Annotated in this window: 20 protein-coding genes; 5 read left to right on the top strand and 15 right to left on the bottom strand. The window is 52.8% G+C overall.

Annotation, left to right across the window (positions count from 1 at the left end):
* Nucleotides 1-61: 61 nt before the first annotated feature.
* Nucleotides 62-493 (bottom strand): Rrf2 family transcriptional regulator, encoded by a 432-nt coding sequence (locus PKH29_02100; GenBank protein HNX13631.1) that lies wholly within the window; start codon nucleotides 491-493, stop codon nucleotides 62-64.
* A 170-nt stretch (nucleotides 494-663) separates the two neighbouring features.
* On the opposite strand from PKH29_02100, the gene PKH29_02095 reads away from it, so the two are divergent.
* Entirely contained in the window at nucleotides 664-1458 is a 795-nt protein-coding gene (locus PKH29_02095) for an amidohydrolase family protein (protein HNX13630.1), read from the top strand.
* Between the two features lie 295 nt (nucleotides 1459-1753).
* On the opposite strand, the gene PKH29_02090 is transcribed toward PKH29_02095, so the two are convergent.
* From PKH29_02090 to PKH29_02035, 12 genes are all read right to left on the bottom strand, one after another.
* Nucleotides 1754-3259, bottom strand: coding sequence for an alpha-glucosidase/alpha-galactosidase (locus PKH29_02090; GenBank protein ID HNX13629.1), 1506 nt, complete (start codon nucleotides 3257-3259; stop codon nucleotides 1754-1756).
* 611 nt (nucleotides 3260-3870) lie between these two features.
* The gene (accA, locus tag PKH29_02085; GenBank protein ID HNX13628.1) at nucleotides 3871-4671 is read right to left on the bottom strand and encodes a carboxyltransferase subunit alpha; all 801 of its coding nucleotides are present in this window, start codon (nucleotides 4669-4671) and stop codon (nucleotides 3871-3873) included.
* Nucleotides 4668-5528 (bottom strand): acetyl-CoA carboxylase, carboxyltransferase subunit beta, encoded by an 861-nt coding sequence (accD, locus tag PKH29_02080; GenBank protein ID HNX13627.1) that lies wholly within the window; start codon nucleotides 5526-5528, stop codon nucleotides 4668-4670. The genes accA and accD overlap by 4 nt, the downstream gene beginning before the upstream one ends.
* 17 nt (nucleotides 5529-5545) lie before the next feature.
* Nucleotides 5546-6883, bottom strand: a complete 1338-nt coding sequence (locus PKH29_02075) for an acetyl-CoA carboxylase biotin carboxylase subunit (GenBank protein HNX13626.1) — start codon at nucleotides 6881-6883, stop codon at nucleotides 5546-5548.
* Nucleotides 6876-7289 (bottom strand): 3-hydroxyacyl-ACP dehydratase FabZ family protein, encoded by a 414-nt coding sequence (locus tag PKH29_02070; protein HNX13625.1) that lies wholly within the window; start codon nucleotides 7287-7289, stop codon nucleotides 6876-6878. The genes PKH29_02075 and PKH29_02070 overlap by 8 nt, the downstream gene beginning before the upstream one ends.
* Nucleotides 7290-7292: 3 nt before the next feature.
* Nucleotides 7293-7760 (bottom strand): acetyl-CoA carboxylase biotin carboxyl carrier protein, encoded by a 468-nt coding sequence (gene accB / locus PKH29_02065; protein HNX13624.1) that lies wholly within the window; start codon nucleotides 7758-7760, stop codon nucleotides 7293-7295.
* A gap of 88 nt (nucleotides 7761-7848) precedes the next feature.
* Entirely contained in the window at nucleotides 7849-9078 is a 1230-nt protein-coding gene (gene fabF, locus PKH29_02060) for a beta-ketoacyl-ACP synthase II (GenBank protein HNX13623.1), read from the bottom strand.
* A 73-nt stretch (nucleotides 9079-9151) separates the two neighbouring features.
* A complete protein-coding gene (gene fabG, locus PKH29_02055; protein HNX13622.1) occupies nucleotides 9152-9889 on the bottom strand; it encodes a 3-oxoacyl-[acyl-carrier-protein] reductase in 738 nt (245 codons plus the stop codon).
* Complete coding sequence (locus tag PKH29_02050) at nucleotides 9886-10797, bottom strand: ACP S-malonyltransferase (GenBank protein HNX13621.1); 912 nt, start codon at nucleotides 10795-10797, stop codon at nucleotides 9886-9888. Before PKH29_02050 ends, fabG begins: the two co-directional genes overlap by 4 nt.
* The gene (locus PKH29_02045; protein ID HNX13620.1) at nucleotides 10785-11735 is read right to left on the bottom strand and encodes a nitronate monooxygenase; all 951 of its coding nucleotides are present in this window, start codon (nucleotides 11733-11735) and stop codon (nucleotides 10785-10787) included. Before PKH29_02045 ends, PKH29_02050 begins: the two co-directional genes overlap by 13 nt.
* Nucleotides 11736-11738: 3 nt before the next feature.
* Entirely contained in the window at nucleotides 11739-11963 is a 225-nt protein-coding gene (locus PKH29_02040; protein ID HNX13619.1) for an acyl carrier protein, read from the bottom strand.
* Between the two features lie 34 nt (nucleotides 11964-11997).
* Nucleotides 11998-12963, bottom strand: coding sequence for a beta-ketoacyl-ACP synthase III (locus PKH29_02035; GenBank protein ID HNX13618.1), 966 nt, complete (start codon nucleotides 12961-12963; stop codon nucleotides 11998-12000).
* Between the two features lie 159 nt (nucleotides 12964-13122).
* On the opposite strand from PKH29_02035, the gene PKH29_02030 reads away from it, so the two are divergent.
* From PKH29_02030 to PKH29_02015, 4 genes are all read left to right on the top strand, one after another.
* A complete protein-coding gene (locus PKH29_02030; protein HNX13617.1) occupies nucleotides 13123-13632 on the top strand; it encodes a sigma-70 family RNA polymerase sigma factor in 510 nt (169 codons plus the stop codon).
* Complete coding sequence (locus tag PKH29_02025; GenBank protein ID HNX13616.1) at nucleotides 13616-13954, top strand: zf-HC2 domain-containing protein; 339 nt, start codon at nucleotides 13616-13618, stop codon at nucleotides 13952-13954. Before PKH29_02030 ends, PKH29_02025 begins: the two co-directional genes overlap by 17 nt.
* A gap of 152 nt (nucleotides 13955-14106) precedes the next feature.
* A complete protein-coding gene (locus PKH29_02020; protein HNX13615.1) occupies nucleotides 14107-14388 on the top strand; it encodes a zinc-ribbon domain containing protein in 282 nt (93 codons plus the stop codon).
* 164 nt (nucleotides 14389-14552) lie between these two features.
* Nucleotides 14553-15353, top strand: coding sequence for an alkaline phosphatase family protein (locus PKH29_02015; protein ID HNX13614.1), 801 nt, complete (start codon nucleotides 14553-14555; stop codon nucleotides 15351-15353).
* 158 nt (nucleotides 15354-15511) lie between these two features.
* Here the strand turns inward: PKH29_02015 and PKH29_02010 are convergent, their stop codons facing one another.
* Nucleotides 15512-16957 carry a hypothetical protein gene (locus PKH29_02010; GenBank protein ID HNX13613.1) on the bottom strand — a complete coding sequence of 482 codons (1446 nt, stop codon included), beginning with the start codon at nucleotides 16955-16957 and terminating at the stop codon, nucleotides 15512-15514.
* 58 nt (nucleotides 16958-17015) lie between these two features.
* Entirely contained in the window at nucleotides 17016-17933 is a 918-nt protein-coding gene (locus PKH29_02005) for an AraC family transcriptional regulator (GenBank protein ID HNX13612.1), read from the bottom strand.
* Nucleotides 17934-18044: the final 111 nt, after the last annotated feature.

Below are 18044 nucleotides of genomic sequence, written 5' to 3'. Positions count from 1 at the left end.
ATCTTGACCTCGTTTACAGCTTACTACTCCTCGCTGTTCTAGTCAAGACCCATTTTTAATTTTAAATCGTATAGTTCATCTGCTCACCGGGATTTTCGACAAGGTCAGCCAGTGTGATCCCCTCAAAAAACTCATCGGTCAGTTTGGCGAATTTCTGCCACATCGGCAGCGTCTTGCACTCGGCAGCCCTGCCGCAGCGATTCGGGCTCACCTCAAGACAAGCCACCGGAGCCAAAGAACCCTCGGTAAGCTTTAAAATCTCCCCGACCGTGTACTGCTCGGGCAGCCGGGTCAGCTTGTACCCCCCGCCCTTGCCGCGCATTCCGGTCAGATACCCGGCTTTTGACATCACCGCGATAATGCTCTCCAAGTACTTTTCCGAAATATCCTGCCTGTCCGCAATTTCCTTCAACGGAATATATTCGCCTTTGTTGTGCTCGGCCAGATCAATCATCACCCGCAGCGCATAACGTCCCTTTGTCGAAATCATCATCTCGATCCCTCCTTATTCCCTATTATACACTATTTTAATAGGTTATCAAGCAAATTTGAAACCAGCCTCAAAAACATTGGCAAACCAACCGTTTTTATGCTATCATAAATTATTCCCGGCGGATTTCTCCGGGATTCGCAACCTATTTTTGAGTAAAGGTCGTTTATCAAATGCTCCCCATCTTCGATTCGCACTGCCATGTCTACCCCGATAAAATCGCATCCCGCGCCGCACAGAGCATCGCCGAGTTTTACGATATGCCCGTCCGCTTCGACGGAACGGCTTCCACCCTTTTGCAAGAGGGCACACGCGCCGGAATCACCCATTACTTAATTCACAGCGTCTCGGTGATGCCCGCACAGGTGCGCTCGATCAACGAGTTCATCGCCGCGCAGGTCAACGAACATCCGGGCGTCATTACGGGTTTCGGGACTTTGCACCCCGACAGCAAAGACCTTGACGGTGATTTACAGCACTTGCTTTCACTCGGCTTAAAAGGCGTTAAGATACACCCCGATTTTCAAAAATTCGCCGCAGATTCCGCTAAAGCCGTCAATCTCTGTCGAAAGCTCATCGGTAAACTGCCGGTTTTAGTCCATGCGGGGGACACGCGTTTTCATTATTCGCACCCGCAGCAGATTTTAAATTTGAAAAAGAAACTTCCCGACCTCACGGTGATCGCCGCGCATTTCGGCGGCTGGAGCTGCTGGGATGACGCCGAAAAGGAACTGCCGGGGTTACCAAACTTCTATGTCGATTGCTCGTCTTCGCTGTATGCGCTCAGCCCCGAAAAAGCCAAACACTTGTTCGAGGTTTTCGGCCCCGAAAAAGTATTGTTCGGCACCGATTACCCGATGTGGTCGCCCTCGAGCGAAATGGAGCTTTTCAGCCGCGTCGGCTTATCCCCGCGCGAACAGCGCCGTGTCCTTTACGAAAACGCCGCCGAATTGTTTCCAATTGAATAATCGAAGGTTATAACAAATGCGGGCGGAGAGCATCCGCCCGCATTGTTCTTTATTGGTAATGCCGCGGTGATTGGATTAAAATCTCCCGCCGCGCTTCCATCCTTTTACCTCCCTTGTTAAAGGGAATGGGGGAAGGGAATTCACAAGTGAATTCCCCGGAAGAATTGCATTGCAATTCTTCTTTCCGCCTTGCAGTGGTGGAGGGATTCCGCTCCGTTGCCAGCAACGCCCTTGTCGATCGTAAAATCAGAGGGGACGAACTGCGTTCGTCCCCTCTGATTTTTTATAATAAGTTTTACTTCTGCTTCGCCCTCGCGTCGGCGGCCTTATCGGCTGCGGCGGCAATACGGCGGGTTTCTTCTTTGGCCTTAGACATTTCCTCAACGGTCTTCTCTTTCAGACGGGCGGCGGCTTTCACTTCTTTCAGGGGCAGGCGCTCGCCTTTTTGACGCTTTTTCGCCGCTTTGATTGCGGCTTTATACTGCGGCAGCCACTGCTCCTGCGCGACCAGCATATCGTCCACAAGCTGCCAGATGTACGGCGGGGTTAAAATCGCACCGGTCAGCGGGTCCATCATAAAGGCCTGCCGCAACAGCGTGTCGTCGCCCCGGACAGCCGCTTCTACCGCCAGCCGCTGGACGCTGATCGACGCGTTGCAGACCGCCGCACACCCGAGCGGCAGATCGCCCACCTGCGGGATGTTGACGCCGTTATAATCGACATAACCCGGCACCTCCACAATCGCGTCGTCGGGGAGATTCGTGATGCAGCCGTTGTTGACCACGTTGAAATGTCCGCGATAGAGTTTTCCGGTCTCAAGCCCCTCAATGATGTAACTGCCGTGCTCGTGTCCCCGTTCGCTGCCGTCGTATTTGCGGAAGGGCTCTTTCATCCAGTTCGGGAAATCGGTCTCGAACCAGTTGCGGCTCTCTTTGCAGACCCGCAGATAGCCGCCGGTTTCGCCGTTGATCCAGACCGACAGGTCAATCCATTTATTGATCTCGTCCGCGTTCTTGCGGTACCACGGCACATATTCCGACAAGTGCCCGTTGGATTCTGTGGAGTAATACCCGAAACGGCGCAGCATGTCGATGCGCACCTTTTCGGTCTTGGCATACTTGGGGTTGCTCTCAAAGGCCGCCAGCAGCTTGCCGGTCAGGTCCTCGCCGTTATGTTTGATGGAGATGTACCAGGTCTGGTGGTTGATGCCCGCACAGATGATGTCGACTTCTTCCTGTTTCAGTCCGAATGCGTCGGTGATTTGGGCATGTCCGCCCATGACCCCGTGGCACAGGCCGATGGTGCGCACTTTGCCGTATTTGTTCGCCGCCCAGGTCGCCATGGCGTTGGGGTTACTGTAGTTCAGCATCAGCGCGCCTGGCTCGCAAACCTCGCGGATGTCTTTGCAAAAATCCAAAATCGCGGCGATGACCCGCTGACCGTACATGATGCCGCCCGCGCAGAGCGTGTCGCCCACGCATTGGTCGACCCCGTATTTTAACGGTATCTCAATATCGGTTTCAAACGCCTCCAGCCCGCCGATGCGGGGGCAGTTGATGATGTATTTGGATTCCTTAAGGGCGGCGCTTCGGTCGGTGGTGGCCTCGATGGTCGTCTTGACGCCGTTCTCGTCCAGATCGCGCTGGCAGAGCGCCCGCACCATCTCAAGGTTGTGCGGATTGATGTCGGTAAATGAGACCGCGATCTTGCCCCGGAATGCCTCCACCGACATCAGATCGGTAAACAGCGCGCGGGTAAACCCGATGCTCCCCGCGCCGATAAAACACACTTTGAAAGCCATGATAGTACTCCCTTCATTTTTCGCAGCCCATCAAAATCAGAATGGCCTGCACCATTTCGTCGCTCTTATTTTATCGTTATCCATCCCCGGAGTCAATAGAAAAATCTTTACCTCCCGCCATGCCGTTTCGGCATGGTGTTAAAGGGATTGGGGAAAGGAGTTCGTTTACGAACTCCCGGATGAATTGCATAGCAATTCATCTTCCGCCTGCAGCGGTGGACGGATTCACCTCGTAGGGGCGGCCCCATGTGGCCGCCCGCGTTCCACTTACCAAGTTTATGTTTTAATCGTATTCAATCGTCATTGCGAGGGGTTTACTCCCGCGGCAATCTAGATTTCACGGCAATCCAGACGCGCGGCATCCTGACTACATAGCATTCTGACAATGCGATAAACCGAACGCTTTTTCTCTGGATTGCTTCGTAATAACGCAAAGCTCGCCCTGCGTTTTCCTTGCAAAGACGGGTAGGGGCGAACTTCGTTCGCCCGTTTATTAAAAATGTCGTTCTATAATTTCGGATAATTTATTTTTCTTCGGCGTGTGAACGTAGTATTTAGTATGGTAACATAGTTTACAGAATGTGCGGAGACATGGTTTACACTTTTTAGCCTCATATACTCCTCCCCTTGCCCCCTTCATAAATACCGAGGCGGCGAAACCGTGCATACCGGTTGTTTAATAATGTTTCAACCGATTGTGCCGAGAGCAAAGCAATGTCGCCCAAAAGCCGCTCGCGCAGCGAGAGGCACATCGCGTGAAAATGCTTAAAATCCTCGGGGATGACGTCTTCCGCCACCCTGAGTTTTTTGTTGTCCTGCGCGGTCAAATGCAGGCACTCGGCCGCCTCGGCCTCCGCGCCCTGCTCCTTGAACAAAATGCTTGCGCAGCCCTCGGGCGAAATCACCGAATACACCGCGTTTTCGAGCATATAGATCCGGTCGGCGACCGCGAGGCCCAACGCCCCGCCCGAACCGCCCTCGCCGATGATCACCGAAATCACGGGCGTTTTTAAGCCCATCATCTCCATCAGATTTTCGGCAATCGCCTGCCCTTGCCCGCGCTCCTCGGCGTCCGCACCGCAGTGCGCGCCGGAGGTGTCGACAAGGCAGATCACGGGCCGGTGGAACTTCTCGGCCTGCTTCATCAGCCGCAGCGCTTTGCGGTAACCCTCGGGTCTCGGTGCGCCGAAATTGCAGCGAATGCGGCTCTCGAGATCGGTGCCGCGCTCGATGCCGATGAACGTGACGGGGGTATCCCCGAGCAGCCCGATGCCACCCAAAATGGCGTCGTCGTCGCCGAAGTTGCGGTCACCGTGCAGCAAAGTGACCTCATGCAGCAATTGACCGATATAGGCCGATGCCGTGGGCCGCTGTTGGTCGCGTGCGATTTTGACTTTTTCGTAAGCGGTCATATCTTTTTCTCCGTTGTGTGCTGTTTTAATAAGCGACCGATCACATCTCCGAGCTGTTTGCGCTCGACAATGGCATCGAGAAAGCCATGTTTCAGTACAAATTCCGCGGTCTGAAAATCGGCTGCCAGTTTGCTTTTGGTGGTATGTTCGATCACACGCTTACCCGCAAAGCCGACCAGCGCCTTGGGTTCGGCAATAATGATGTCGCCTAACATCGCAAAACTGGCGGTGACACCGCCCGTGGTCGGATGGGTCAATATTGCGAGATAAAACCCGCCCGCTTCGCCGTGGCGTTGAATCGCGCCGCTGATTTTTGCCATCTGCATCAGGGAGATAATGCCCTCCTGCATCCGCGCGCCGCCCGAGGCCGTGAAGCCGACAACGGGCAGACGGTTTACGGTGGCATATTCAAAGGTGCGGGTGATGCGCTCGCCGACCGCAGCACCCATGCTGCCCATCATAAAAGCCGATTCCATCGCGAACAGCGCACAACGGACACCGCCGATGATGCCGGTGCCGCAGATCACGCCCTCATTTTCCCCGCTGCCGTCGCGCGCCTTTTTCAATTTTTCCTCATATCCCGGAAAATTCAAAAAATCCCGCGCCGTGATGTCGGAAAACAACTCCGAAAAACTTCCGACGGCGCAGACCGCTTCCAATCTGCGCCGGGCCGACAGGGACATATGGTGTCCGCAGGAGGGGCAGACACGGTTATTCTTTTCGAGCCGCTTGCGGGGAAAATATTGCTTGCAGCGCGGGCACTGCTCGCGGTCGTCGGCGGGTTTTCGGGGGACGCCGCCGGGCTCAAGCTGGTTGGCGGGTTTGCGGAAAAGATCCGCTATGTTGAATTCGCTCATGGGTTCCTCCCCATACGTCAATTTTTATTTTTTATCTCTTCATTTTTCATTTTTCTCTGTAACCATGCCGTATCATATTCGGCTCCGTGAAATTCCGGGCTGCGGATGATTTCCGACTGCTTTTCGATGTTGGTCGGAACGCCGCTGATGACGAGCTCGCACAAAGCCGCTTCCATCTTGCGCACGGCCTCTTCGCGGTCGTTTCCGGCAGTGATTAATTTCCCGATCATCGAATCGTAAAACGGGGTGACCTCGGCGTTTTGAACCAATGCGGTGTCAAAAGAGACGCGGGTGCCGCCCGGAATATGCAAAAACGACACTTTGCCGCCGCCCGCCGCGTTGATGCGGCACTCAATCGACGCGCCGTGTAAGCGGATATCCTCTTGCTTAAACGGCAGCTCGATCTGCGAGGCGATGCGGATCTGCCACTTGACCAGATCGATGCCGCTGACTTCCTCGCTGATGCGGTGCTCGACCTGCAGGCGGGTGTTCATCTCGATAAAATAAAAATTTCCGTCGGGTGCGAGTAAAAATTCCACGGTTCCGGCGTTGGTGTATTTAGCCGCCTTGACCGCTTTGACCGCTGCTTCCCAAAGCTTTTTGCGGACGGACTCGTCAATCGCGGGACAGGGGGTCTCCTCGATCACCTTCTGCCTGCCGATTTGCAGCGAACAGTCGCGCTCGCCGAGACAGACCACGTTCCCGGCCTGATCGGCCAGAATCTGCACCTCGACATGGCGCACCGAGGTCAGGTATTTTTCCAAAAACACGTCGCCGCACCCGAAGGCCTTTTTGGCCTCTTCGCAAGCCGCGACCACCGATTTTTCGAGGTCTTCTTCGCGCTCGACAATGCGGATGCCCTTGCCGCCGCCGCCCGCACTGGCTTTCACGAGCAGCGGATAGCCGATTTTAGCCGCCGCTTTTTTGGCTGCTGTTACGTCTTTTACAACGCCGCTGCCCGGAATAACCGGAACGCCCGCCGATATCATCAGCCGGCGCGCCTGATCCTTGTTGCCCATCCGGTCGATGACTTCGCTCTCCGGACCGATGAAAACGATATCGTTTTGAACACACAGCGCGGCGAACAAGCTGTTCTCGGATAAAAATCCGTAGCCGGGGTGGATGGCCTCGGCATGGGTGGCCAACGCGGCGCTGATGATATTTTGCATATTCAAGTAGCTCTGCACCGCCGAAGCCGGGCCGATGCAGATGCGCTCGTCGGCAAGGGCGGCGTGCAGGGCGTTTTTGTCCGGTTCGGAATACACCGCGACCGTGGCAATGCCCATCTCGCGGCAGGCGCGGATGATGCGTACGGCGATTTCACCGCGGTTTGCGACTAAAATCTTTTTAAACATGGGGTTCTGTGATCATGGCAAACGAAAAATCCGCGCTTACGCAGAGTTTTCCGTCCACGAATCCCTTTCCGGACGCCCAATAAAATGGGGCGCGCGCCTTGGTGATCACGCATTCCGTCTCGAACAAATCGCCCGGTTTGACAATATTTTTAAAACGCACTTTATCGAGTCCCGTGAAGAGGGTTCGTCCTCCGGGTGCCAGTAACACGCAGGTGGACTGCGCTAAAATTTCACATAAAATCACGCCCGGCACCACCGGGTCGCCCGGAAAATGCCCGCGTAAAAACCACTCGTCGCCTTTTATCAGCTTTTTGGCATGCGAAACGCCGTCGACGGCTTCGGCCTCGTCGATCAATAACATCGCATCCCGATGCGGCAAAATCTGTTTTATTTGCTCTTGCGTCATAGTTTAAACCTTCTCGATTAAAAACAGCGGCTGGCCGAATTCTACAAGCGCGGCGTTTTTTCCGCAGACCTCGACTATTTTGCCGTCAGTTTCGGCGGTCAGCTCGTTCAGCACTTTCATGGCTTCGACGATGCAGAGGGTGTCGCCTTTTTTGACTTTTGTGCCGACCTCGACAAAACGCGGGCTGTCCTCGGACGGGGCTAAATACAGCGTACCGACCAACGGTGACTTCTGGCAGTAGGCATCGGTCTTTGGTGTTTCCGGTGCAGATGCGGGTACCGGTTTTTCGGTATTAACAGCCGGCACAACGGTATTCGCCACGGCAACAGACGGCGTTACAATGGCTGCCGGATCGGAGGCGTGTTTTTGCGACTCGAGCAGCACATGGACTTCGCTGTCGCGCACTTCAAGCCGCCCGAGTCCGTATTGGCGCATCAATTCGGCCAAATCTTTGACAAGTTGTAATTGCATAATGTGACCTCCTTTTTGGAAGTTTGGCATGGTTTACGGAGTAAAATTCTTTTGCTGTAGGAACCAAACTCCGGGTTGAAAATTTACTTTAAACTACTTTCCGAAAAGCGATGCAGGCGTTGTGACCGCCGAATCCCAGCGAAGTTGAAATCGACAGATCGAGATCGGTATTTTTCGCTTTGTTGGGCGTATAATTCAAATCGCAGTCGGGGTCGGGTTCATTCAGGTTGATGGTGGGCGGAATGATGCCCTCGCGCAGCGCCAGAATCGCCGCAACAGCCTCAATCGCACCCGCTGCCCCGAGCATATGTCCGGTCATCGACTTGGTGGAGCTGATGTGCAGCTCGCCCGCTTTTTCGCCGAAGACCTTTTTATAAGCCGCCGTCTCGCAGCGGTCGTTGAGCGCGGTGCCGGTGCCGTGCGCGTTGACGTAAATCCGGGTCGGATCAACGTTTTCAGAGCCGAGCAATGCGTTTTTGACAGCTCTTGCCGCGGTATCGGGTTCCGGTGCCGGAGCGGTCACATGATAAGCGTCACAGGTTGCGCCGTAGCCGCAGACCTCGGCATAAATTTTCGCGCCGCGTCTGACCGCGTGTTCGTATTCTTCTAAAATCAATGCTCCCGCGCCCTCGCCCATCACAAAACCGCCGCGCCGCTTATCAAAAGGCAGAGATGCCGCTTTGGGATCGTCGGAAGTGGAGAGCGCCAACGCATTCGTAAATCCGGCCATAGCCAGTGGTGTAATCGCCGCCTCGCTACCGCCGCAGATGGCGGCTTCGGCATAACCGTCGCGGATCGCACGGAACGCTTCGCCGATGGCGGTTGTTCCGGTCGCGCAGGCCGTCGTCACCGACAGGCAGGAATTGCGCGCGCCGTAACGGATGGCGATGTTGCCCGCCGCGATATTTGAGATCATTTTGGGCACAAAAAGCGGAGAGACCTTTCGCGGGCCGCCCTCGAGCATGGAGACATGTTCGGCGCAGAAGGTCTCAAAACCGCCGATGCCCGAGCCGAAAACCACACTCAAGTCCTCGGGCTGCATCGTGCCTTCCAAACCGCTGTCCTCCATGGCCTCCGCGGCGGCAAAGAGTGCGTACTGCACGAATAAATCGGTTCTGCGCACCGTGTTTTTATCCAGGCAGCTCAGCGCATCGAAGTCCTTCAGCTGTGCTGCCAGCTTATATTTGCAGTCCTCGACGGAAAATTTGGTGATCGGGCCGATACCCAAAGACCCCGCCTTCAGGTTTTCCCAAAAGGTCGGAACATCGTTTCCGATCGGTGTCAATGCGCCCATTCCGGTGACAACCACGCGTCTCATGTTGTTTTCATCCTCTCTATAATGCTTGATAAAAAAATCGATTTTACCGAAAACACTTCTTCCCTTCGAATATTCACATTGCCAGGCCGCCGTCGATTTGAATTACGCTTCCGGTGATATAATCGCTTTTCGGAGAAGCCAAAAAAGACACGAGTTCGGCCACTTCCTCCGGTTTTCCCATGCGGTTTAGAGGTACCGACGCAAGCATTTGCTGATTGAGCGGCGTTGCGGCGGTCATATCGGTTTCGATAAAGCCGGGAGCCACCGCGTTGCAGCAAATTCCGCGCCCCGCGAGTTCGCGCGCCACCGATTTTGTCAAGCCGATTAACCCGGCTTTGGCGGAAGCGTAATTCACTTGCCCGGCGTTGCCCGTGATACCCGCGATCGAGGAGATGTTAATAATCTTACCCGAACGCTTGCGCGCAAAAATCGGATAGACCTGCTTGATGGTGTTGAACGCGCCTTTTAAATTGACATTTACCACACGGTCGAATTCGTCTTCTATCATCGCTAGCATTAACTTATCACAGGTGATGCCCGCATTGTTGATTAAAATATCGACGGTTCCGAACTCTTTAACAATCTCGCCGAACACAGCGGAGACCGCCGCAAAATCCGAGACATCGCTGCGGTAACAAGCCGCCTTCGTTCCGAGCGCTTTTAATTCGGCAAGCGTCTTTTCTGCGCTTTCGGTATTCCCGGCAAATAAAAACGCGACCGAAGCGCCCTCTTCGGCTAATTTCAAGCAGATTGCGCGCCCGATGCCCCGTGAACCGCCGGTCACGACCGCAACCTTTCCCTGTAACATCATTTTAGTTCCTCCAAAACGAGTTCGATTTCCCGCGGCGTCTGCACCGAACGCCAGACGGCCCCGGGAGCCATACGCTGCACCATTTTGGTCAGTACCGATCCCACTCCGGTCTCGATAAAAACAGTCACGCCGTCGGCGAGCATTGCCGAGACGGTTTGCTGCCAACGGACCGGGTGATTGATCTGCCGGTTTAATAAATATTTCGGGTTTTTTGTATACGGTTCCCCTGTACAGTTGGTATAGCACTGCAAAACAGGTGTTCTGATTTCATATTTTTCAAGCGCTTTTTCAAATTCTTCTGCCGCGCCGTCCATTAACGGAGAATGAAAACCCCCGCCGACTGCAAGCGGAACGCACCGACCTCCCTTTTCGCGGATTTTTTCCTCAAACAGCTTCAGTTGTTCGTCCAATCCGGACACTACAAGCTGTTCCGGTGTGTTGTAGTTCACCGGCCAGACTCCGTCGAATTCGGCGCAAACGGATTCGACCGTCTCATGCGGCAGTTTGACCACCGCCATCATCGACGCTTTGATCTTGCTTGCGTACTTTGCCATGATTCGACCTCGCTCACAGACCAGCCGAAAACCGTCCAACGGATCGAAAGCTCCGGCGAACGCCAGCGCGGGCAGCTCGCCGAGTGAAAATCCCGCCGCCGTGTCCGGTTTGATTCCCGCTTCACGCGCCGCAATTGCCGCCGCAAAGTCAGCTAAATATAGACACGGCTGCGTATTTTCGGTCTGCTTGAGTTCCTCGGGCGTGCCTTCAAAACACTGCCGCAGAGTCCCGGGGCGAATCACTTCCGCCGCGTCAAACAATTCCCGAACAATGGCGCCGGTTTCGTAAAATTCTTTTGCCATACCCGGAAACTGCGCGCCCTGCCCCGAGAATAGAAACGCTATCCGACCCATTTGCAGGCCCCTTTGAGCAGCGTTTCCGCCTGTCCGACAACCTCGGTGATGATCTCCTCGGCGGTCTGCTCGCGGTTTACCATTCCCGCAATCTGCCCCGCCAAAAAGCATCCGGCTTTGGTGTCGCCCTCGACAGCCGCTTTTCGTAAAGAGCCGACGCCGAGTGCGTTGATCATTTCAACCGTGGTCTCGGGTAAAAATTCAACCTGTTTAAAATTCCGGCTGAATTGATTCTTCAGCTGACGACAAGTGCTTGCGGCAAAACGCCGTCCGGTTGTGACGGTCGAAATATCAGTCGCTTTGAGCACCATATCCTTATAATTTTGATGTACGCCGCACTCCTTGGCGACCAAAAACCGCGTGCCCATCTGGACTGCGCACGCCCCGAGCATCAATGCCGCCGCCATGCCTCTGCCGTCGCCGATGCCGCCCGCTGCGATCACGGGGATTTTCACCGCATCGCACACCTGCGGTACCATAGCCATCGTCGTCAGTTCGCCGATATGCCCGCCGGATTCCTCACCTTCAGCGATGACGGAGTCAGCGCCCAGTTTTTCCATCTTCTGCGCCATCGCCACCGAGGCGATCACCGGGATAATTACAACGCCTGCGGCCTTCCAGCGCGCCATAAAATCGGTCGGCATACCCGCTCCGGTGGTTACGACTTTGACTTTCTCTTCGGCGACCACATCGGCAACCTGTTCGGCAAACGGACTTTGCAGCATGATGTTGACGCCGAACGGCTGATCGGTCAGCGAACGGGCGACCGAAATTTGCTCACGCAGATAATCGGGCCCCGCGTTCATCGCCGAAATCAGACCGAGTCCGCCCGCATTCGAGACGGCGGCGGCCAGTTTCCCGTCGGCGATCCAGGCCATACCGCCCTGAAACACCGGATAACGGATGCCTAACCGTTCGCAAATAATTGATTTGATCATAATTTAACCCTTTATCTTTTCTTCAATGACGTTTGCCAGATCGGCTACCGTTTTAATGTCTTCAGCCAGTTCGATCTCGATTTTATATTCGTTTTCGAGATCCATGACCAACTCTGTGATGTCAAGCGAATCGATGCCGAGATCGGTCATAATGGTCTCGTTCGTGATTTTAGAGGCGTCGTACTCAAGCTTTTCGACTAACAGTGATTTGATTTTTTCGGTTACCATGTCAATTTCTCCTTTATTTTTTATATTTCGAATGTTACCATTTTAACAGGCAGGATGCGCTTGCAAGACCTCCGCCGAATGCCGTCAGCAGCAGCAGATCGCCTTTTTCCAGTTTACCCTCTTTGTTGAGTTCGTCCAGCGCAATCGGAATGCTGGCCGATGAGGTGTTGCCGTAACGGTCGATGTTGATCACAAACTTATTGATCGGTATGCCCGAGCGCTCTGCCGCCGCTTCGATGATGCGCCGGTTGGCCTGGTGTGGTATAATGAATTTTAAGGCATCTGCCGAGAGGCCGTTTCGGGTTAACAGCGTGCCGATATCCTGCGCCATCGACAGAACTGCATACTTGTAGACCTCCTGCCCGCTCATATGGATATAGGGCGATTCGGGCGCGAGCATCGAAAACGGGCTCTTCCCGGCGTAATTCGGAACCCGCAGCGCATTTTCGTCTCCTGTTACCGTGAATACGGCGTCGAGATAATTTTCGCCGCGGGAGAGCACCGCAGCCCCCGCCCCGTCACCGAAGATCACACAGGACGAGCGATCTTCCCAGTCCGTGATCCGGCTCAGGCGTTCCGCACCCACGACGAGAATATTTTGATACTCGCTGTGCGATGTGCCGCGGGCGAAAAAGCAGGCCGCCGTTTCGAGCAAAAACACAAACGCCGAACATGCCGCGCTGATGTCCATCGCCATGCAATGTACCCCGAGCCTTTTTTGAATCACGCAGGAAAGAGACGGCGTCACAGTATCTCCGCTGACTGTGGCAGCTAAGATCAGGTCCAGTTCCTCGGCTTTCATGCCGCAGTCGTCGAGCGCGCGTTTGGCGGCTGTGAACGCTAAATCCGTTGTTGTCTCCGAAGTGCAGATATGTCTTTGACGAACACCCACCCGCTGTGAAATCCACTCGTCATTGGTGTCGACCAACTGTGAAAGCTCGTCGTTTGTGACGATGCGTTCCGGCACGCACATGCCCGTGCCGACGATTTTAAAACTCATTCATGTTCCTCCCGTGGATTCAGCCACAGAGAGTTAGTCCGATCAAACGGGAGAAAGTTACAATATTTTAATCAGTTTTAAAAAAATATTTTGTAACTTTTACCCGTAAACGGGTACTAACTATATTAAGCATTTATCAAAGAGGAAAAGAGGTGCGAATTGGACCCATTTGAAAAAATCTACCGTGAAAACGCCTCCCGCGTTCATGCATTCCTGTTCGCGCTCTGCGGCGACGCGCTTTTATCCGAAGAACTGACACAGGAGACTTTTTTTCAGGCCTTTTCGGCTTTTCACCGCTTCAAAGGAAAGAGCGAGCTGTTTACCTGGCTCGCCGCAATCGCAAAACACACCTATTATAAATACTTGCGCAAACATAATCAGGGCCTTGATGCCATCAACACCGATCTGGTTACCGATGCTTTCTGCCGGACGAATCTCGACAATCCGGAGGATTCATTGATACGCAGGGCGGTCTGTGATTCGGTCAAACGGCTGGTGCACAAATTGCCCGATAAATACCGCGATGTCGTAATCTTGCGCATCTATGCCGAGCTTCCCTTTACCGAAGTCGCGGAGGCACTCGGAATCAGCGAAAACTCAGCAAAGGTCATTTATTTTCGCGCCAAAAAAATGCTGACGGAGGAATTGAAAAATGAACTTGAACTGTGACGCCGTTTTGGATATGATCACTCTGTATCGGGATAATACACTCAGCGTCTCAACCCGTGAAGCCGTCCGGGAACACCTGCGCGTCTGCTCCGCCTGCCGTAAGCAATACCAGCAATACGCAAGAACCGCGAAATTAACGGTTCGCAGGCCTGAGGTCTCGGACATCAACATCGGCAGCGGTTACGACGATCTCTCCCATCGGCTCAAAAAACAGCATTCGCTCCGGATCGGATTTTTGGCAGGCTGCGCTTGTGTGACGCTTGCCGCGGTTGCGGTAAGCATATTGCGGAAAAAAAGAGAGAGTCATAAGAAATTAACTTAAAATTACGGCTGTTTTCGGCATAATTTTTATTTTAATCAGCATTTTCTCGGATTATTTTCGTTATTTTAAAAATATTAGTTGCATTTTAGTTAATCATACTGTATGATAAGGTAGCGAATCAAAAGATTTGCAAATAATTAAAGAGGTATTTCATGTACAAAGACAAAATCCTGACCTGCAAAGACTGCGGTCAACAATTCACTTTCACTGCCAGCGAGCAGGAATTTCACGCGGAAAAGGGCTTCACAAACGAGCCGCAGCGCTGCAAAGCCTGCCGCAGTGCCCGTAAAGCCAGCACCGGCGGCGGCAACGGCGCAGGTCCGCGTAAAATGTACGATGCAGTTTGCGCGGAATGCGGAAAATCCTGCAAGGTTCCTTTTGAACCGCGCAGCGACCGTCCCGTCTACTGCAGCGATTGCTTTAGAAAACAGTAATAGGTGAGTTACAACAAGGGCTGTTGCCGTTTGCAACGGCCTTTTTTGGTTTAATATTGTGAAGCCGCTTAAAAATCAAGGCGGAGATAAGCGATAAGAGGGGCTTCACAATATAATATATAACGCCGCTCAAAAGTCGATAAAAACGAAAGGTGCTTTTCAATATGGATCATTATAATGCTTTGCCGCTTCAGCATTTTGCGGGCAACCTCGCTTACTGCATGGGCTTCCAACTGCCGAAACAATTTGAACAGCCGATTCAATGGGCGATGGATATTTTGACCGACCGTCTGTCCTTTTTTGCCGACCGCGCGGTGATATACCATGCCGATGCTGTGCCCATGTATGTGTGGCAAAAAGAAATTTCGCTGTTTGCACCTGTGTATGCGCATACGCAAATGGCGCTGCCCATGTGCAGTACCGTGGAATCGGTCACCCCGGTCGCCCACGCGTCCATGTATACCGGCGTGGAGCCTGAGGTGCACGGCATTCTCACCTATGTCAGACCGAAGCTGGAATGCGAAACTCTGTATGATGTGCTGCTGGCACAAGGGAAGAAAATCGCCATTGTCGCCGGCACGGATTCCTCGTTTTTGCACATTTTCGCCGGGCGTGAACTGGATTACTTTGAAGAGCCCAACGCAATCCGAATCAAAGAAACCTCCCAACGTTTGATTACCGAAAACAAATATGACCTCATCAGCATCCATACGTTTGAATACGACAGCGCCGCGCACGCGTTCGGCCCGGAGTCCAAACAGGCGCTAAACGCCATTTCCATTGAAGCGGAGTGCTTTGACGAAATCGTGAAAACCATCAAACAACACTATACTGACCATAACACCCTTCTGTGCTATGCGCCCGACCACGGGCAGCACGAAACCGCGGGAAATCGCGGTTCTCACGGCAGCAAGATGATTGAGGATATGAACATTTTGCACTTTTACGGAATGGTTCGGGCGTAAAAAAAACAGTAACCGCACAGTGTTTATAAATGTCAGCAACAACCAAAAAGGCCGCTGCAGTTCATTTGCAATCGGCCCTTTATTATTGTATCCATTGTGAAGCTACTAGAAAACCAAGGTAAGAATAAATGGTAAGCGGCTTCACTATATCAGCATCCTCAGCGGATTATGTTTACGGCTTTCAGCATTCTGCAGGTATGCGGCTGTAAAATTAATGTCGGTTCTCGAACTATAATATCCTCCTTGGCCCAGAGGTCACGAATCACCGCACCTTTTTCAACCGGAAGCGGCATTATGGCTTCCGTTTCGCCGAGGTTAAAAAACCCAATCGCCGATGTGCCGTCTGATAATGGTTTTATATAGATCTTCAGGTTCTCTTTTTCGCTTCTGTCCATGGTACGGGTTCGCTGTTCAAAGATGCAGACCGCGCCGAGTCCGAGAATATCTTGATTAATCGCCAAAATTTCATCGTTGCACAGCATCGCCAAATCAAATTCGGTCAGTTTGGACAGGTCGCAGCTTAGTTGAATCGGGGACGGGAAAATTGCCCGAATTGAAAACGAGATCAATTGCTCGTCCGGCGTCAGTCGGTTCTTATGCCCGTCGATAACGCCGGTATCCAACATATCGAGATCGTAAAAGTGCCCCGGATTACAATGTTCAGCCCAAAAATCATTCGAAAAGCGAGCGATAATGCTCTCCCACCGGTCGTCGGTGTCGGTGTTGTCACGCCATGAACTGCAATTTTCACTCCAGTAGGATGCGTCTTCAATGCCCGCTTTGACCGTGATGCAATAAGCAAAATCCCGCGCACTATTTAGCAAACACTGTTTCATTAAATCTGCGTTTTTGATATCGCAGGGCGTCCAGTCGTATTTGAGATAATCGATTCCCCACTCGGCCCACTGCTCGACGTTGTTTTTTTCAAAGTGATCACAGCCGATGCCGTAATAGGCATCCATATTGGTCTTGTCGAGTTTTCCGCGCGTGCAGCCGGGGTATTCGCCGCCGCCCCAAGCCCGCTGCATTGGTGTGGAATAGATGCCGAGTTTGAGTCCGCTTGCGTGGACTTCATCAGCCAGCGCTTTCATGCCAGGAAATTTGGCGTTTGGTTGGATGGCGTTGTGTTTTCCGCCGTATTCGCCCTGCCAGCCCGAGTCGATGTTGACATATTGATAGCCATAAGCCGAAAGACCCGTCTCGTCGAGCAGCTTAGCGGTCTGTGCGATATCATTTTGCGTAATACGATTGCGAAACGCGTTCCAACTCGTCCATCCGAGCAGCGGGGTACGGCAGACGCCGTCTTTGCAAATTCGCAGTAAAAGCGGTTTTTCGGTTCGCCCGAGAGCATTCTCAACAATGATTTTGATCGGATATTCCCCGGCGATTTCCACGATTCCGGAAAGAATTCCGATGTCCGTATCAAGCGTCAACCCGTCCGGCAATTTAGGCGTGCAGGAAAAACGCAAAGGCGTTTTGCCCACGGCGGGAATTTTAAAAAGCACGGGTTTTCCGGGGGATGCCCCGTAAACGCCCGGCATGTTCAATCTGGGCGCGCCTTGTTCAAACGGTTCGTAGGGTGCGATTTTTGTGATCATCATCATCCACTCCATTCGTTAATCAGTATAACATATTCGCGATTCCATAAAAATCAAATAATTTTTATTCATTGTTTTTACTGTTGAGCCAACTGCGATATTTTGAAGGTGAAATTCCCTCGTATTGCCGAAAGACCCGGCTAAAATAGTACCCGTTTTCAAAGCCGACTTCGCGTGCAATCTGCTCTAATGTCCGACCGGTGGTGCGGATGCGCTTTTTGGCCTCATCAATCCGCAGTCGATTGAGATACTTGACCGGGGAAACGCCCGTACTCAGCTTAAACTGGCGCGTCAAATATTGATACGAAACAAACAGCCGCCTGCTTAGCTGCTGGATATCGATTTCTTCGGAATAGTGGTTTTTGATATGGTGCAGGGCTTCCTGCACCACTTTTTTTTGTTCCTTTTCACCCTTTGCCGCTTCGGGAGCCTCGTTCAGGCAGGCGCGATATAATAAAATCAAAATCTGCCGGATGTAAAACGAGATCATGATTTGATACCTAGCGGCGGGTCGATTGCGCTCAAGTAACGCGCGCTCGAATAATGTCCAGACCTCATCCCGGAATTTTCCCGTCCTGATCACCGGTGGAAGACAAACCGCCATCTCAGCGGAGGACGGTTGTTTGAGTTCGAAAAAATAGGACGTCTTTCCGGATTTCGGCTCATTTATCTCCGTGACCGCCGAAGGGATATCGGCTTGTTCAAGCTGCTCGGTAAACACCGAATAATGCGTGTAATAAGCACGGCAGGGGCCGTCAGGGGCGGACTGGCAAAATACCTCGCCGGGCGGCACCAAGATGACTTCGCTCTCATGCACATCGAATATATTTTCGCCGACTCTGCAGCGCATCATGCCGCTGCGCACCGCGATCATCTCGATATCGGGAATAAACCGGTCGGGAATGCACCAACCCTGCGCGCAGATCGAGTGCCCGATCAGATTTACCGTAAAATCTTTTTCGAGGTTGAGTTTAAAAATCACCGTCGTCCCTCCGGTTTCATTTTCTATATCTTTTATTATATCTGTTTATTTTTTTATTGCAATCCCGGCGCTATAATGGGGTTGAAATTTAACAAATTCCGGACGGGAGGT

This window comes from Oscillospiraceae bacterium (genome assembly GCA_035353335.1).
Classification (GTDB): domain Bacteria; phylum Bacillota; class Clostridia; order Oscillospirales; family JAKOTC01; genus DAOPZJ01.
The sequence above is the reverse complement of the archived record's forward strand: the minus strand, read 5'-3'. Positions and strand labels throughout refer to the sequence as shown.

Coding starts and splice junctions, on each gene's coding strand:
- PKH29_02100 (HNX13631.1), bottom strand. CDS start 493: ATGATGATTTCGACAAAGGGACGTTATGCGCTGCGGGTGATGATTGAT.
- PKH29_02095 (HNX13630.1), top strand. CDS start 664: ATGCTCCCCATCTTCGATTCGCACTGCCATGTCTACCCCGATAAAATC.
- PKH29_02090 (HNX13629.1), bottom strand. CDS start 3,259: ATGGCTTTCAAAGTGTGTTTTATCGGCGCGGGGAGCATCGGGTTTACC.
- accA (HNX13628.1), bottom strand. CDS start 4,671: ATGACCGCTTACGAAAAAGTCAAAATCGCACGCGACCAACAGCGGCCC.
- accD (HNX13627.1), bottom strand. CDS start 5,528: ATGAGCGAATTCAACATAGCGGATCTTTTCCGCAAACCCGCCAACCAG.
- PKH29_02075 (HNX13626.1), bottom strand. CDS start 6,883: ATGTTTAAAAAGATTTTAGTCGCAAACCGCGGTGAAATCGCCGTACGC.
- PKH29_02070 (HNX13625.1), bottom strand. CDS start 7,289: ATGACGCAAGAGCAAATAAAACAGATTTTGCCGCATCGGGATGCGATG.
- accB (HNX13624.1), bottom strand. CDS start 7,760: ATGCAATTACAACTTGTCAAAGATTTGGCCGAATTGATGCGCCAATAC.
- fabF (HNX13623.1), bottom strand. CDS start 9,078: ATGAGACGCGTGGTTGTCACCGGAATGGGCGCATTGACACCGATCGGA.
- fabG (HNX13622.1), bottom strand. CDS start 9,889: ATGATGTTACAGGGAAAGGTTGCGGTCGTGACCGGCGGTTCACGGGGC.
- PKH29_02050 (HNX13621.1), bottom strand. CDS start 10,797: ATGGGTCGGATAGCGTTTCTATTCTCGGGGCAGGGCGCGCAGTTTCCG.
- PKH29_02045 (HNX13620.1), bottom strand. CDS start 11,735: ATGATCAAATCAATTATTTGCGAACGGTTAGGCATCCGTTATCCGGTG.
- PKH29_02040 (HNX13619.1), bottom strand. CDS start 11,963: ATGGTAACCGAAAAAATCAAATCACTGTTAGTCGAAAAGCTTGAGTAC.
- PKH29_02035 (HNX13618.1), bottom strand. CDS start 12,963: ATGAGTTTTAAAATCGTCGGCACGGGCATGTGCGTGCCGGAACGCATC.
- PKH29_02025 (HNX13616.1), top strand. CDS start 13,616: ATGAACTTGAACTGTGACGCCGTTTTGGATATGATCACTCTGTATCGG.
- PKH29_02020 (HNX13615.1), top strand. CDS start 14,107: ATGTACAAAGACAAAATCCTGACCTGCAAAGACTGCGGTCAACAATTC.
- PKH29_02015 (HNX13614.1), top strand. CDS start 14,553: ATGGATCATTATAATGCTTTGCCGCTTCAGCATTTTGCGGGCAACCTC.
- PKH29_02010 (HNX13613.1), bottom strand. CDS start 16,957: ATGATGATGATCACAAAAATCGCACCCTACGAACCGTTTGAACAAGGC.